Origin of the sequence: Streptomyces sp. NPDC087845 (genome assembly GCF_044742755.1) — a bacterium.
Taxonomy (GTDB): domain Bacteria; phylum Actinomycetota; class Actinomycetes; order Streptomycetales; family Streptomycetaceae; genus Streptomyces.
Genome location: NZ_JBIUVC010000006.1, coordinates 63062 through 77711, shown reverse-complemented (window position 1 = coordinate 77711; position 14650 = coordinate 63062). Strand labels below are relative to the sequence as shown.

At 69.3% G+C, this 14650-nt stretch carries 11 protein-coding genes and 4 pseudogenes; 11 read left to right on the top strand and 4 right to left on the bottom strand.

What is annotated here, in order from left to right; all coding sequences use genetic code 11:
* The first annotated feature begins 16 nt into the window (after positions 1-16).
* From ACIOMQ_RS17215 to ACIOMQ_RS17205, 3 genes are read left to right on the top strand one after another with little or no spacing between them, the layout of a single operon-like run.
* Positions 17-829: a 2OG-Fe(II) oxygenase gene (locus tag ACIOMQ_RS17215; RefSeq protein ID WP_402189367.1), complete on the top strand. Its 813-nt coding sequence runs from the start codon at positions 17-19 to the stop codon at positions 827-829.
* 28 nt (positions 830-857) lie between these two features.
* Positions 858-1496, top strand: coding sequence for a GrpB family protein (locus ACIOMQ_RS17210; RefSeq protein WP_401758872.1), 639 nt, complete (start codon positions 858-860; stop codon positions 1494-1496).
* Positions 1493-2743, top strand: a complete 1251-nt coding sequence (locus ACIOMQ_RS17205) for an MFS transporter (protein ID WP_402189363.1) — start codon at positions 1493-1495, stop codon at positions 2741-2743. Before ACIOMQ_RS17210 ends, ACIOMQ_RS17205 begins: the two co-directional genes overlap by 4 nt.
* Before the next feature lie 86 nt (positions 2744-2829).
* On the opposite strand, the pseudogene ACIOMQ_RS17200 reads toward ACIOMQ_RS17205, so the two are convergent.
* From ACIOMQ_RS17200 to ACIOMQ_RS17190, 3 pseudogenes are all read right to left on the bottom strand, one after another.
* A pseudogene (locus tag ACIOMQ_RS17200) lies at positions 2830-2949 on the bottom strand (IS5/IS1182 family transposase); the annotation flags it as partial.
* A 162-nt stretch (positions 2950-3111) separates the two neighbouring features.
* Positions 3112-3741: pseudogene (locus tag ACIOMQ_RS17195) on the bottom strand (transposase family protein); the annotation flags it as partial.
* Positions 3713-4000 (bottom strand): annotated as a pseudogene (locus tag ACIOMQ_RS17190) (amidohydrolase family protein); the annotation flags it as partial. The pseudogenes ACIOMQ_RS17190 and ACIOMQ_RS17195, both read right to left, overlap by 29 nt.
* 412 nt (positions 4001-4412) lie before the next feature.
* On the opposite strand from ACIOMQ_RS17190, the pseudogene ACIOMQ_RS17185 reads away from it, so the two are divergent.
* Together ACIOMQ_RS17185 and ACIOMQ_RS17180 are read left to right on the top strand one after the other, a co-directional pair.
* Positions 4413-4997, top strand: a pseudogene (locus tag ACIOMQ_RS17185) (transposase); the annotation flags it as partial.
* Between the two features lie 161 nt (positions 4998-5158).
* Positions 5159-6310: an integrase core domain-containing protein gene (locus ACIOMQ_RS17180; protein WP_402189361.1), complete on the top strand. Its 1152-nt coding sequence runs from the start codon at positions 5159-5161 to the stop codon at positions 6308-6310.
* A gap of 281 nt (positions 6311-6591) precedes the next feature.
* Here ACIOMQ_RS17180 and ACIOMQ_RS17175 read toward each other — a convergent pair whose 3' ends face one another.
* Entirely contained in the window at positions 6592-7287 is a 696-nt protein-coding gene (locus ACIOMQ_RS17175) for a TetR/AcrR family transcriptional regulator (RefSeq protein WP_402189358.1), read from the bottom strand.
* 128 nt (positions 7288-7415) lie between these two features.
* On the opposite strand from ACIOMQ_RS17175, the gene ACIOMQ_RS17170 reads away from it, so the two are divergent.
* From ACIOMQ_RS17170 to ACIOMQ_RS17145, 6 genes are all read left to right on the top strand, one after another.
* The gene (locus ACIOMQ_RS17170; RefSeq protein WP_402189355.1) at positions 7416-9113 is read left to right on the top strand and encodes an amidohydrolase; all 1698 of its coding nucleotides are present in this window, start codon (positions 7416-7418) and stop codon (positions 9111-9113) included.
* A 106-nt stretch (positions 9114-9219) separates the two neighbouring features.
* A complete protein-coding gene (locus ACIOMQ_RS17165) occupies positions 9220-10842 on the top strand; it encodes an ABC transporter substrate-binding protein (protein WP_402127792.1) in 1623 nt (540 codons plus the stop codon).
* Positions 10839-11807, top strand: a complete 969-nt coding sequence (locus tag ACIOMQ_RS17160; protein WP_362209460.1) for an ABC transporter permease — start codon at positions 10839-10841, stop codon at positions 11805-11807. Before ACIOMQ_RS17165 ends, ACIOMQ_RS17160 begins: the two co-directional genes overlap by 4 nt.
* Positions 11804-12667, top strand: a complete 864-nt coding sequence (locus ACIOMQ_RS17155) for an ABC transporter permease (protein ID WP_402189352.1) — start codon at positions 11804-11806, stop codon at positions 12665-12667. Before ACIOMQ_RS17160 ends, ACIOMQ_RS17155 begins: the two co-directional genes overlap by 4 nt.
* Positions 12667-13671, top strand: coding sequence for an ABC transporter ATP-binding protein (locus ACIOMQ_RS17150; RefSeq protein WP_362209464.1), 1005 nt, complete (start codon positions 12667-12669; stop codon positions 13669-13671). The genes ACIOMQ_RS17155 and ACIOMQ_RS17150 overlap by 1 nt, the downstream gene beginning before the upstream one ends.
* Positions 13668-14525, top strand: a complete 858-nt coding sequence (locus ACIOMQ_RS17145) for an ATP-binding cassette domain-containing protein (protein ID WP_362209467.1) — start codon at positions 13668-13670, stop codon at positions 14523-14525. The genes ACIOMQ_RS17150 and ACIOMQ_RS17145 overlap by 4 nt, the downstream gene beginning before the upstream one ends.
* Positions 14526-14650: the final 125 nt, after the last annotated feature.

Below are 14650 nucleotides of genomic sequence, written 5' to 3'. Positions count from 1 at the left end.
ACTGGAAGGACCTGCCATGACCTCTTCGACCCCGGCAACGTCAGCGACTGTCGGCGCTCGCATCAGTCCGGAACTGACCCCGGACAGTCTGCTCGATCTGTCGACGCGGGAGATCGCCGCGATCCATGTCGAGGACTTCTACCCCAAGGACATGGCCCGGCGGGTGGTCAAGAGCGCGATGACACATGAAGCGCTCGGTACCTACCGGAAAGAACTCGCCAGCAGCGTCGGCCGCATACACACACCGCACGTGGACACGGCGTGGGATCCCGAACTCACCGACGCCTACCACCGGCAGGCGGTGCACGCCGTCCATGACGTGCGTTCCATGTTCCACCCGTATCTGTCGCCCATCGACCATCTCCGGCTGTTGCTCCAGGAATTCTGGCCCGCAGGCGCCAACCTCCTGCGGCTGAACGGCCGCACCTGCTTTGTCGGCGCGCTGCGCGTCTTCACGCCGGGTGCGTCACAGCTTTTGCCGCACAATGACCGGCTGCACCAAGAGACGGATGCCCCGGAGGCACGGCACCTGACCGAGCAGATAACCGCCAACGTATATCTCCAGGTACCGGAGACCGGCGGCGACCTTCACCTGTGGCTGCGGGAGCCGGACCAAGCAGAGACGGAACGCATACTGGCAGTGGAAGGGCTCGATCCAGGCACCATCGAACCACCCGCCCTCACGATCCATCCCCGCGCGGGTGATCTGATCATGTTCAGTTCCTCCATGCTGCACGCCGTCTCGCCCAGCCCGACCGAGCCACGCGTCGGAATGGCGGCATTCATCGGCAGTAGAGGGGCTAACTACCCTCTAGTCTTTTGGAGTTGACGAGCGAACCGAGCAAGGATGAGTTACCATGATGCAACAGGAACGTCAAGAGCAGGAGATCCCCCGCGTCTCGATGACTGACGAGGAGATCGAAGCGGCGAACCTGAAGACGCCTCCCCTACTCAACAGCGACATCAAGCTGATGGAGTACACGCCGGAATGGGCCGCCGCGTTCGCGGAGGAAGCCCGCCGGATGAGCGACGAGCTGGGCGCGCTGCCACACCGGATCGAACACACCGGATCCACCTCGGTACCCGGGTTGCCCGCCAAACCGGTCATCGACATCCTGCTGATCGTTCCCGACTCCGCCGACGAATCCGCCTACGTGCCCAGCCTGACTCCCCTCGGCTACACGCTCGCGGTCCGGGAGCCCGATTGGTATGAGCACCGCGTCCTGCGCAAGCCCGACCTCGCGCCCAGTGCCGAATCAGTCAATCTGCACGTGCTCTCCACCGGCTGCCCCGAGATTCGGCGCATGATCCTTTTCCGCGACTGGCTGCGCGCCCACACGAACGATCGCGACCTCTACGCCCGAACCAAAAGGGACCTCGCACAGCGGACATGGACGTACATGCAGCATTACGCCGACGCGAAGAGTGAAGTCATCGCGGACATCCTCGAACGTGCCATGAGAGCTGAACCTTCCAGCGCCCATGGCAGCTCGTGAAAGGTGATGTCAGCCTGCTGCGGGAGCGGAATTTCCTCCTGTTTTTCCTCGCCCGCACATCGTCCCTGACGGGCAACGTCATCGCACCGCTGGGCCTCGCCTTCGCCGTGCTGGCCTTGCCTGACGGCTCCCCGTCCCAACTCGGGCTACTGCTGGGGACCCGCACAGTCGCTCAGCTCGGTCTGATTCTGCTGGGCGGAGTCCTCGCGGACCGGTTCCCCCGCCAGCGTCTGATCATCGTGGGGGAGACCGCCGCCGGATGCTCCCAAGCCCTCACCGCCGCGCTGTTTCTGCACGGCAGCGTGCCGATGAACCTTCTGTTCGTCCTCGCCGCCGTCAACGGCGCGTCCTCCGCTGTCAGCCAACCAGCCGCCACCGCGCTCGTTCCCCAGCTCGTCGACGCCGAACGCATCCAGCCTGCGAATGCGTTGCTGCGCCTGGCGGCCAACTTCTCACGTATCGGCGGCGTGTTCGCCGGCGGATTACTCGTCGCGGCCGTTGCGCCAGGCTGGGCCTTGGCGGCCGACGCCGCCTCCTATTTCCTGTCCGCCGTGCTGCTGATGTTCAGCCGCCCTCGTACGGCATCGCGGGCACTGACCGCAACAGAGGCGCCGACCAGTCTCCTCAGGGAACTGCACAGCGGCTGGACGGAGTTCGCCTCCCTGCGCTGGATGTGGCCAGTCGTAGGCCAGTTCGCCATCGTCAACGCCGCCTTCGGAGGAGCCATCATGGTGTTGGGCCCGGCGGTGGCCGAGCAGGAGCTGGGCGGCGCGGTCGCCTGGTCGGTCGTTCTCGGCGCCCACTCGGCCGGTTTCGTCCTCGGCAGTCTGATCGCGATCCGCATCCGTCCCCGCTACCCCCTGCGTACGGGCGTTTTCGTCACCTTCGGCTTCTTCCCCGCCTACCTGTTCCTCGCCGCGGGCTCCCCAACCTGGCTCATCGCCACCAGCATGCTGGTGGCCGGCATCTGCATTGATGTGTTCGAGGTCCTGTGGAGAACCACGGTCCACACTCATGTTCCCGAGCAGGCCATGTCCCGGATCAGCTCATATGACTCGCTGGTCTCCTTTGTCTGCACGCCCCTGGGCCTCACCGTGGCAGGCCCGGTGGCTGCTCACATCGGCATAGCCGAAGCACTCCTGCTCAGCGGTGTACTCGTTTTCCTGGCCAGCACCGTCCCCCTCCTCTTCTCGGCCGTCCGCAACCTCCCGGCTCGTTGCACTGTCCCGGAGCATGTACCCGGATAGGAGCCCGCAGAGGATCAATATGCCGTCCTGGTCATTTGTCGCTGAGGGGGTGGGTTGTTGGTATGGGTAGTGAGCCTTTTCCAACTTCACGTTGACGCGTGATGAAGGACGAGGACGGCCTGGACGATCGCGGTGACGCGGTTGGTGCTGCAGCGGAGCTTCCGCAGGAGGCGCCGGCCCTTCAGCGTGGCCATGGCCTGCTCGCCGAAGGGCTGTCCCGTAATCCCTGGTGGATCGGCGTGCGGCGTCGGATGCGGTGCATCGCAAGGCGGAGGGACACCCGAATACTGGATGTATTCGGGCGTTCCGACAACGCGGCGAGGCGCCGTAGCCGTCGTCGCACGCCCGCCAGGGATTACGGGACAGCCCTGAGGCAGCGGATTTTGGCGTGCGTGCTGTTGTGCCGACGCTGCCACCGCTTGAGGCGACGTCCGCGGAAGGGCACCCGGATGGAGCTCGGCACCCCGATACGCCTTGTCGGCCCAGCACTTGAGGCCCGCCTTGGTGAGCGCGTCGACGATGCCGTGGGTGCGGGCGGCGGTCAGGCCGTGGGTGGAACCGGGCAGCGCGGGCGAGGCCTACAGCAGCCGCCCGAAGGGATCGGCGAGGACCTGGACGTTCATGCCGTGACGTCTGTGTTTGCCTGAGTAGTACGGAGTGTCGGCGGCGATCCGGTCGATCGGCAGCAGGGTCCCATCCAGGTTCACGAACGCTTTGGCCCGTGCGATGTGCATCACCTCGACCAGGGTGGGCGCGAGGTCGGCCGGCACCTCGACGGCCTCGCGTATGTAGCGGTATACGGTCGCGACGCCGATGCCGAACCCCGCGGCGAGCTGGGCGTACGTGTCACCGCATCGCAGATGGGCCAGGGCGAGGAGAGCCTGGCGACCAGCGGTCAGACGCCGCCACCGGGTCCCGATCTCCCCTCGCCGCACAGCGAGTCGTCCGGAAGGCGTAGTCGATGGCTCAGTTGCCGTCGGCCTTGGCGTACCAGGCATCGAGCCCCTCGGGGACCGCGTGGCCCACGGACTCGATGGCGAAGTCGACGATCGTGGTGGTGCCGCCCCAGGCGGCCGCCCGGGTGCCGGTCTCGAAGGTGCCGGCGGCGTAGGTGCCGCCGAACGGCATCTCCATGTGCGTGTGCGCGTCGACACCGCCCGGGATGACGTATGTGCCGGTGGCGTCGATCCTCCGGTCGGCTCTCCAGACCTCGGCCGTGTCGCTGTCAGGTGCTGCGAGGGCGGCGATGCGGCCGCCGCCCAGCGCGCCGCCCGGGACACCGACGCCCGCACCCTCAAGGAGGACAGCCAATGACGCACACCAACGCCCGTACCGTTGCCCTGTACTGGCACAACGGCCGGTCCCTGGGCCACACCTCCCGCGCGGCGAAGGTCGCCCGCTACCTGCTGCGCTCGCCCGAGCCGTACTCGATCGCCGGGATCACCGGCGCCTACCGCGGCCTGGAGCTGCTCCCGCCCGAGGTGGACCTCGTCAAAGATCCCGGCGTTCGCGAACTTCGACGACCCGTCCGGCTGGAACCTGCGCCCGCGCCTGGCCATGGGCACCGAGGCCCTGCACCAGGTCCGTGCCGACCTCATCACCACCTTCCTGGACCACTACCGGCCCGAGGTGCTGATGAGCGATCACATCCCCCGGGGTACCGACGACGAGCTCGGCGCTCGCGCCGTGGCGGAAGGCTCGGGCGGTGCACGATCCGGGCGTGGTCCTGCTGGACGTGGCCCTCGCGGTCGCCCTTGGCGGGGACTGCCTGGCCGATGTCGGGATGCTTCGGGCCGAGCCGGCAGTGTTCGGGCCGGTGGCCTCCGACCTGACCGTCTCCCGCCTCATCGATACCCTCGCCGCTGCCGGGCCGAAGGCTCTCACCGCCATCCGGTCCGCACGGGCCAAGGTCCGCGAACACGTCTGGAAGCTGACCGGGAGCTCGTCGCCGGACGCTTCGGGCCAGGTGATCGTGGACCTGGACGGAGTGCTGGTGCTGGCCCACTCCGACAAGCAGGACGCCGCCGCGACCTGGAAGAAGACCTCCGGACACCACCCGCTGATGGGCTTTGTCGACCACGGACGCGGTGGCACCGGGGAGCCGGTGGCCGCGCTCCTGTGGCCCGGGAACGCGGGCAGCAACACCGCCGCCGACCACATCACCACCGCCCAACTCGCCCTGGCCCAGCTTCCGAAGAAGTACCGGCGCGGACGCCACACGCTGATCCGTACCGACTCCGCCGGCGGCACCCACCTGAGCACTAAGCGCTCGGCCGCAGCTCCGAGTCCTACCAGGGCGCCCTGGCCACCCTCAGGAGGGCGACGTTTGGGCCGCTCAAGGCACGCCTCTTGTGATGTAGCGGCATCACCGCCCGGCCGCCGACGGTCTGCTTTTCCCATCCCCTAACAGCGGGCATGCGCAAGGATTCCCGTGAACGGGCTCTCAGCAAGGTACTTGGCCAGGCCGAGCAGACGGGTCTGGGTGATGTCTGCGTGTCCCTGCTCTACCGCACCGCCCGCGCGCTGTTGTCCGTCCCCGCGGTCCTACTGCGTCGAGACACCGCCAAGGATGCCGAACTGCTGGTGCTGCGGCACGAGAATGCCATCCTGCGCAGGCATGTGAAGGGCAGGGTGCACTATGAGCAGGCCGACCGATTCTGGCTCGCCGCCCTCAGCTCGCTGATACCGCGTGGCCGCTGGGCCGCCGTCTTCCCCGTCACCCCCGGCACTTTGCTGGCCTGGCTCCGCAAACTGATCGCCAGGAAGTGGGACTACCGCGGCTCTCGCACCGGACGGCCGCCGACGGCGGCCGCACTCAAGAGTCTCGTGCTGCGCCTGGCCGATGAAAATCCCCGCTGGGGCCACCGCCGCATCCAGGGCGAACTGGCCCGACTCGGGCACCCCGTCGCGGCCTCCACGGTCTGGGAGATGCTGCACGCAGCAGGCATCGACCCCGCCCCGCGCCGCTCCGGCCCCACCTGGCGCGACTTCCTCACGGCGCAGGCTCAGGGGATCCTTGCCGCGGACTTCTTCCATGTCGACACGGCCTGGGGCAAGCGCCTGTACGCGATGGCGTTCATCGAGCACGGCACCCGGAGACTGCACATCACCGGGGTGACCGCGCACCCCACCGCGCAGTGGGCGGTACAACAAGCCCGGAACATCGCTGCCGACCTCGGCGAGCGGGGCGCCGGGCCACGGTTCCTGCTACGCGACGGCGACAGCAAGTACACCGACGCCTTCGATGCCGTCTTCACCGCCCAGGACACGGAGGTGCTGCTCAGCGCGCCCCGGGCACCGCGCATGAACGCGCATTGCGAACGCGTGATCGGCACCATCCGCCGCGAGGCCCTTGACCACGTCCTGATCCTGGGCGAGAGCCACGCCAGGAAGGTCCTGGCTGACTACCAGGAACACTACAACGGACACCGGCCGCACCGACCCCGGCAACAGCTACCGCCCAGCGCGACCGAGCAGCCCGCAATCGTGCACGACCTCGACGACCGAAGCCTGCTTCGCACCAGGGTCCTCGGCGGCATCATCAACGAGTATCGATACGCCGCGTGACCTGCAACGACGACTTTTCGAGCCCCACAGGCGCAGGGCTACATGGAGGGCGGAGCCGAGTCCGGTCAGCGCGCGGCCGACGAGATCCTCACGGACCTCGGCCTCGTGCAGCGGAGGCCGACGGGCCGACGGGCCCTGCCGGAACCCCTCCGGCAGGGCCCGTGCCACGGATCGGCCCGGGCTCGGCCTCCCCGGAGAGCGACGTCCGGAGATGGCTCCGCCCACGCTCCACGGACCGACGGACGGCCGAGCCGGACCGCCTGGCGTTGGGCTGACCCGGGTCACTCGCCCCGAGGAGTCGCGGCGCGCTTCTCGACAGTCGAGATCAGGGCCTCGACCATGGCGTCGAAGATCTGTTCGTCCGTCACCTCGGCGAGTTCGCCACTGAGGCCGGTGATGTGGGGGAAGCGCTGCGGGTCGACCAGCCGGTACTCGCGGTTCCACGCGGAGTCGTCGGCCGCGCGGGCGTCCGCGTCGAACAGCAGGAAGGCGGCCTGCTGGCCCACATACGCGAGGAGGGTGTCCCCGATCATGCGGTAGTGGACGGCGGCCTCGGATCCCTCCAGGCCGGCATCCCGGACGGCACCGAGGATGAGTTCGACGACCCGGAACTCGTTGGAGCGGCGCGTGGTCCGGCTCGCCATGGCGGAGCCCACCACCGGGTACTTGAGGGCGACCGCGAGAGAGGCGTCGGCGAGTGCCCGGATGCGGGCCTTCCAGTCGAGGCCGTCGGGGATGGCGTCGAGCGCCTCGCCGAGCATGTGGTCCGCGACCGACAGCAACAGCTCGTCCTTGTCACGAAAGTGCCGGTAGATCGCGGTCGGATCCGCCCCGAGTTCCTCGCCCAGGCGCCGGACGGTGAAGGCGTCCTCGCTTCCGCGGGCGGCAATGCGCAGGCTCGCGTCGATGATCGCACCGGGCGTGAGCTGACTGCCGGCGCGCTTGCTCCGGGCCTTGGCGGCGGGTGACTTCGGCATGGTGCGGCCAGTGTATCGGTTCGGGATCCAGTGGGCGCAACGCTGTTGACAGCACTGATGCGCTGTCGTTCACTCCTCCTCAACGAACACGTCGGGCGGGTCATTCCGCCCTGCTGGAGGTTGAATCGATGGCGCACAGCAGCGAATGGGCCGACACCGTCTTCGTCGGGGGCCGGGTCTTCACCGGAGCGGGCCCCGTCCCGGTGGACGCCGCCGTCGCCGTCGCGGGCGGCCGGATCATCGCCGTCGCCGACGTGGGTACGGTGCGCGCGCTGACCGGTGCCGGTACGGAGGTCGTCGACCTGGAGGGCGGCCTGCTCGTCCCCGGATTCCAGGACGCGCACATCCACCCCGTGATGGGTGGCACCCAGATGCTCGGCTGCGACCAGAGCGAGCGGACCACCGCCGAGGGCTGTCTCGACGTGGTGGCCCAGTACGCCAAGGACCACCCGGACGTGGCCTGGATCCGTGGCGGCGGCTGGTCGATGGACTGCTTCCCGGGCGGCACGCCGACGCGCTCCATGCTCGACGCGGTGGTGCCCGACCGGCCCGTGCTGCTTGTGAACTGCGACGGCCACGGCGCCTGGGTCAACACCCGCGCGCTGGAGATCGCCGGTGTCGACCGGCACACCTCCGACCCGGCCGACGGTCGTATCGAGCGGGAGGCGGACGGCACCCCGGCCGGCACCCTGCACGAGGGCGCAGTGGAGCTGGTGGCCCGTCATGTTCCGGTCGCGACCGAGGACGAGACGTACGCCGGGCTGCTCGCCGCGCAGGAGTACCTGTTCTCACTCGGGGTGACCGGGTGGCAGGACGCCATGATCGGCTCGTTCCACGGCTACCCGGACAACCTGCCCGTCTACCTGCGTGCGGCCCGCGAAGGTTCGCTGCTCGCCCGGGTCGTCGGCGCCCTGTGGTGGGACCGGAACCGCGGAATGGAGCAGCTTCCGGAGCTGGAGGAGCGCCGCCGCATCGGGCAGGCGGGTCGTTTCGCGGCCACCAGCATCAAGATCATGCAGGACGGCGTCGCGGAGAACTTCACCGCCGGGATGCTGGAGCCCTATCTGGACAGCTGCGGCTGCTCAACCGGCAACTCCGGCCTGAGCTTCGTCGAGCCCGGACTGCTGAAGGAAGCGGTGTGCGCGCTCGACCGCTCCGGCTTCCAGGTCCACTTCCACGCGCTCGGCGACCGTGCCGTGCGCGAGGCACTCGACGCGCTCGGCGAGGCCCGTGCAGCCAACGGTGCCAACGACCACCGGCACCACCTGGCCCACCTCCAGGTCGTCCATCCCGATGACATCGCGCGTTTCGCGGAACTGGGCGTCGGCGCGAACATCCAGCCGCTGTGGGCCGCCCACGAACCCCAGATGGACGAGCTGACCATCCCGTTCCTCGGGGCCGAACGCGCCGCCCAGCAGTACCCTTTCGGGGATCTGCGCCGTGCCGGCGCCCACCTCGCCGCCGGCAGCGACTGGTCGGTGAGCAGCCCCAACCCGCTGTGGGGCATCCACGTCGCGGTCAACCGTGCCGCCCCCGCCCAGGAACTCCCCGAGGGTGAGACGTACCCGCCGTTCTACCCCGAACAGGCACTGGCCCTGGCCGAGGCGCTCACCGCGTACACCGCGGGCACCGCCTGGGTGAACCACCTCGACGACGTGACCGGCACGGTCGAGGTGGGCAAATACGCGGACCTCGTCGTCCTCGACCGTGACCCGTTCACGCGCCCCGCCGACGAGATAGGCGACGTCCGGGTACGCCGGACGTACGTCGAAGGCCGCCTCGTGTTCGACGCGAACACGACCGCGCCCACTGCGTCGACCGACTGACGCAGCCCCCCACGCACTTCATCGAGCCCACCCCGGACGGAGACAGACAGTGCCAACGCAGAGTGCAGGATCTAGACGGCCGACACGGATGCGGGCGGTGCGCCGCGTGGCGGGGACCCTCCTCGCGGCGAGCGCCGTTCTCATCACCAGTGCGTGCAGCGGCACGGCGAACCCGGACAAGGACGCCGACGCCGGCACGTCGTACAAGCTGACCAAGCAGACGCCCGCCGCCGCGGGCGACATCGACTCCTTCACCTGGTCGATCTACGCCGAGCCCTCCTCGCTCGACTACGCCTACGCCTACGACTACCCGCCGAACCAGATCCTCGCCAACGTCTGCGAGAGCCTGCTGCGCTGGAACCCGGACCTGACGACGTCGCCGAACCTGGCGTCCTCGTTCACCAATCCGACTCCCACCACGTGGGTCTACAAGATCCGTCCGGGCGTGCGCTTCCACGACGGGACGGTCCTCACCGCGAAGGACGTCGTCGCCTCCCTGCGCCGCCACATGGACCCCGCCGTGGGCAGCGCGTGGGAGAACACGTTCCGCAACGTGAAGTCGATCGACATGACCGGGCCGCTGGAAGTCACCGTCAAGCTGACGAAGCCGGACGCGGTCTTCAACCAGGAGATGGCCACCAGCTCGGGAACCGTCGAGTCGGCCGCGACGCTCGCCAAGGCGGGCAAGGACTACGGCAGTCCCAAGGGCGGGGTGAACTGCACGGGCCCGTTCTCGTTCGGGTCCTGGGCGTCGGGCCAGTCGCTCGCCCTGAGGAAGTTCGACGGCTACTGGAACACCGAGCTGAAGCCCAAGGCGAGCCAGGTCAAGTTCGTGTTCCTGAGCGACGCGACGACCCGCGTCAACGCCTTCCAGAGTGGTGAGGTGGACGGTGGCTGGATGGTCCCGGCCGACGCCTACGACCAGCTCGGCTCGTCCACGGCCGGCAAGCTCTACTACGGCGTCAACAGCACCGTCGCCGAGGAGATCGTCAGCAACCTCAAGGGCCCGCTCGGTGACACCGAGGTGCGCAAGGCCCTGCTCATGGCCATCGACCGCAAGGGCATCGTCAAGGCCGGCGCCGGCGGGATGGGCGAGGTCGCCGACTCCCTCGTCACCGACAACATGTGGGACCAGGCGCCCCCCGCGGACCGCAAGGCCATCATCGAGGACGTGCCGCACTACCCGTACGACCCGGCGAAGGCCAAGGAGATCGCGGAGAAGGCCGGGGTGAAGGGGGAGCGGATCGTCATCGCGACCAGCCCCCTCGACTCGCAGACCACGATCGTCGCGCAGGCCGTCGAGCAGGCCGCCAAGGCCATCGGCCTCGACCCCAAGATCGAGACGCTGTCCCCGGAGAAGTACTCGACGCTCTTCACCGACGCCGCCGCCCGCAAGGGAATCGACCTCTTCCTGACCTTCTGGTACACCTCGATCACCGACCCGCTGGATGTGTACGGCTCCCTGGAGACCGGCATGTTCACCAACTACGGCGGCTGGTCGAACAAGGAGTTCGACCAGGCGGTCGAGGACGCCGCAGGCACCTACGACCCGGCCGCGCGGGCCAGGGCGAGCGCCAAGGCGCAGAAGATCGCCCTGCGGGAACTGCCCTGGCTGCCCCTGTACACGCAGCCCACGAGCGTCTTCCTCGGCAACCGGATCACCGGCGTCCAGCCGTCGGTCGCCCACCTCTACTACCCGTGGGCTGCCGAGATCGGGGCCAAGAAGTGAGCCGTACGACCACCCGGGCGCTCGGGGTCGTGAGCCGCCTGGCCGGGATGGCGGCGACCTTGCTGGTCACCTCCTTCCTGGTGTTCTCCTCGCTGTACCTGGCGCCCGGCGACCCGGCGAGCTTCCTGGTGCGCGGGCGCAGCGCCAGCCCCGACGAACTCGCCCAGATCCGCCACAGATACGGCTTCGACGAGCCGTTCTTCGTCCGGTACTGGGACTGGCTGGGCGGCGTACTGCACGGCGACTTCGGCCGCTCCTACGTCTTCCACCAGGACGTCAGCTCGGTCATCTGGTCGCGGCTGCCGGCCACCCTGCTGCTGATCGCCGCCTCCGCCCTGCTGATCGCGGTGGTCGGTGTCGCGGCCGGCATCGTCGGCGCGCTGCGCCGCGGCACACGCACCGACTCGATGCTGATGCTGCTGGTGACGGTGGGGGCCGCGGCCCCCGCCTTCGTCGCCGCACTGCTGCTGCGGTCGCTGTTCGGCGTGAAGCTGGGCTGGTTCCCGACCATCGGCAACGGCACCGGCGTTCTCGACCGGCTGCACCACGTCGTACTGCCGGCGATCGCCCTGTCCGTCACGTTCATGGCGATGGTCACCCGGGTGACCCGCTCGTCGATGCTGGAGGAACTGGACCGTGAGCACGTCGAGGTCGCGGTCAGCCGCGGCACCCCGCGGTGGACCGTGATCCGGCGGCACGTACTGCGCAACGCCCTCGGCCCGATCGTCACCGTCTCCGCGCTCCTCATCTCCGGAATGCTGGTGAGCACCTCCATCGTGGAAACCGCGTTCGGCATGTCGGGCGTGGGATCACTGCTGGTGACCTCGGTCAACCAGATGGACTTCCAGGTGGTGCAGGCGATCGTGCTGCTCGTGGTTGCCGCGTTCGTCGTGGTCAACTTCCTGGTGGACCTGGTGCATCCGCTGATCGATCCGCGGGTGGCGGCAGCGGGGAGTGCACGATGAGCGCCCCGATGGCGGGACTGACCCGCAGACCGGTCGCCAAGCTGCGCTCCATGGGGGGTAGCCGGCTGGAGAACCTGTGCCTGGGCCTTCTCGTCCTGTTCGTGCTGGTCGCAGTGTTCGCACCGTGGCTGTCACCGCAGGACCCGACGTACGGAGAGCTGGGCACGGGGCTCGTCGGCCCGAGCGCCGACCACTGGCTGGGCACCGACCAGGGTGGGCACGACACCTTCTCGGCCCTCGTCGAAGGAAGCCGTACGAGTCTGGTCGGACCGCTGCTGGTGGTACTGGTCTCGACCGTCGCCGGCATCGCCATCGGCCTGTTCTCCGCGTGGCGGGGCGGCTGGGCCGACACCGTGATCGGGCGGCTGCTCGATGTCGTCTTCGCCTTCCCGGCGCTGCTCGTCGCGATTCTCGCGGTGGCGGTCTTCGGCAAGGGGATGACGGCGCCGGTGATCGCCATGTCCGTGGCCTACATGCCGTACACCGCACGCCTGGTGCGCGGCCTCGCGATGCAGGAGCAGGCCAGGCCGTACATCGCGGCCTACCGTGTGCAGGGGCACTCCGCCCTGTACATCGCCGTCCGCAGGCTGCTGCCGAACATCGGCCCGACCGTGCTCGCCCAGTCCACCGTCAACTTCGGCTACGCGCTGCTCGACCTCGCCGCCCTGTCCTTCCTGGGCCTGGGCGTGCAGGCGCCGACACCGGACTGGGGCGCCATGATCAACCAGTCCCAGGCCGCCGTCCTGCGCGGCCAGCCGCTGTCCGCGGTCGTGCCCGCCGTCGCCGTCGTGGTGGTCGTCGTCGCCTTCAACATCGTCGGGGAGAACGTCGGCGACCGGCTCGCAGGGAGGAAGACCTGATGGCGCTGCTGGAGTACGAGAACCTGAGCATCGCGCTGCCCGGCATGGCCCGGCCGGTACTCGACGGCATCGACCTGACCGTGTCGGCGGGTGAAATCGTCGCGCTGGTGGGCGAATCCGGTTCCGGGAAGTCGGTCACCGCACGGTCGGCCCTCGGGCTGTTCCCCACCGGGGCCGACATCGACGGCCACGTGCGCGTCGACGGAACGGAGGTGGTGGGCGCCGGCCCGGCAGCCCTACGGTCGATCCGTACCGGCACGGCGTCGATGATCTTCCAGGACCCCCGGGCAGGCATCAACCCGGTCCGCCGCATCGGCGACTTCCTCACCGAGTCGCTGCGCGTCAACAACGGCTGGGACAAGGGCCGCGCCAACGCCCGCGCCGCCGAACTGCTCGCCGCGGTCGGACTCCCGGACCCGGAGCGGCACTTGCGCCAGTACCCGTACGAGCTCTCCGGCGGCATGCTGCAACGCGTCATGATCGCCGGAGCGCTCACCGCCGGGCCCAGGCTGCTGCTCTGCGACGAACCCACCACCGCGCTCGACGTCTCCACCCAGGCCGAGATCATGGCCATCCTCGGGCGGCTGCAGCGCGAACGCGACCTGGGCATGCTCCTCATCACGCACGACATCGAACTCGCGGCCGCAGTCTGCGACCGCATCTACGTGATGTACGCCGGCCGGATCGTCGAGACCGCTCCCACCGCACAGCTCTTCGAAACACCCCGCCACCCCTACACCGCGGGCCTGCTCGGCTCGTCGCCGCCCCTCCAGGCCCCGGACGGACCGCCCGCCCGGCTCACCCCGATCCCGGGTTCCCCCATGGGGCTGCTCGACTCGGCGCCCGGCTGCTCCTTCGCGGCGCGCTGCCGCTTGGCCCGGCCCGGAGTCTGCGACCGGACAGCGCCGCGGCTGGAGCGGCACGGCGAGGCGCTGGTCGCCTGCCACCTCGCGGAGGATTCACTCACCTCCATGGACAACACCGCTACAAGGGAGGGCAGTTGACCGTCGAGAACAGCGCCCGCACGCTGCTCCGGGTCAGCGGGCTGCGCAAGACCTACCGGACGGGAAAGGCGGAGGTCGTCGCCGTCGACGGCCTGTCGTTCTCACTGCGGGCCGGCGGCGCCCTCGGCATCGTTGGGGAGTCGGGCTCCGGCAAGACGACCACGGCCCGGATGCTGATCGGCCTCGAACGCCCCGACGCCGGCCAGATCCTCGTCCAGGGTGAACCACTGGCTCCGACCGTACGCGGCAGGGCGGCCCGACTCGCCCGTGCCAAGGCGGTGCAGATCGTCTTCCAGGACCCGTACCTCTCGTTGGACGCACGGATCACCATCGGCGCCACCATCGACGGAGCGCTGCGCCTGCACGGTCTCGCCGACCCCGGCGCCCGGGCCGCCAGGATGCGGGAACTCCTCGCCCAGGTGGGCCTCGGGGAGCGGGAGGCGGCGGCCCTGCCGCGCAAACTCTCCGGCGGTCAGCGTCAACGCGCCGCCATCGCACGCGCGTTGGCGGTCGAACCTGCGGTGCTCGTACTGGACGAGGCGGTGTCCGCGCTCGATGTCTCGGTCCAGGCCCAGGTGCTCAACCTCCTGTCGGACATCCGCCGCGACACCGGCATCGGCCTGGTCTTCGTCAGCCACGACCTGGCCGTCGTGCGGTACGTGTGCGACGAGGCGCTCGTCCTGTTCCGGGGCCGCACCATGGAACACCGCCCCGTCGCGGAGCTGCTCTCCGACCCCGGACACCCGTACACGCAGCTGCTGCTGGCATCCGTTCCCCGGCCGGACTGGGACCCCGACTCCATCAGCCGGCGGCGCAGGGAACTCGATCCGCTGGCGGCGGGGGGCGCCGGCTGACGGGCCCGCCCGGCGGCACCCGTCCGGCACCGGCCCGGCGGCCCACGCTCAGGCCGCCCGGGCCCGACGCCGTCGACGCCGAACGTCACCTGGTCCTCGTAGCACCATCAGGTCTCGCCCGGTTC

Excerpts from the sequence above, each read along its gene's own strand:
- ACIOMQ_RS17215 (WP_402189367.1), top strand. The coding sequence starts at position 17 with ATGACCTCTTCGACCCCGGCAACGTCAGCGACTGTCGGCGCTCGCATC.
- ACIOMQ_RS17210 (WP_401758872.1), top strand. The coding sequence starts at position 858 with ATGATGCAACAGGAACGTCAAGAGCAGGAGATCCCCCGCGTCTCGATG.
- ACIOMQ_RS17180 (WP_402189361.1), top strand. The coding sequence starts at position 5,159 with ATGCGCAAGGATTCCCGTGAACGGGCTCTCAGCAAGGTACTTGGCCAG.
- ACIOMQ_RS17175 (WP_402189358.1), bottom strand. The coding sequence starts at position 7,287 with ATGCCGAAGTCACCCGCCGCCAAGGCCCGGAGCAAGCGCGCCGGCAGT.
- ACIOMQ_RS17170 (WP_402189355.1), top strand. The coding sequence starts at position 7,416 with ATGGCGCACAGCAGCGAATGGGCCGACACCGTCTTCGTCGGGGGCCGG.
- ACIOMQ_RS17155 (WP_402189352.1), top strand. The coding sequence starts at position 11,804 with ATGAGCGCCCCGATGGCGGGACTGACCCGCAGACCGGTCGCCAAGCTG.
- ACIOMQ_RS17150 (WP_362209464.1), top strand. The coding sequence starts at position 12,667 with ATGGCGCTGCTGGAGTACGAGAACCTGAGCATCGCGCTGCCCGGCATG.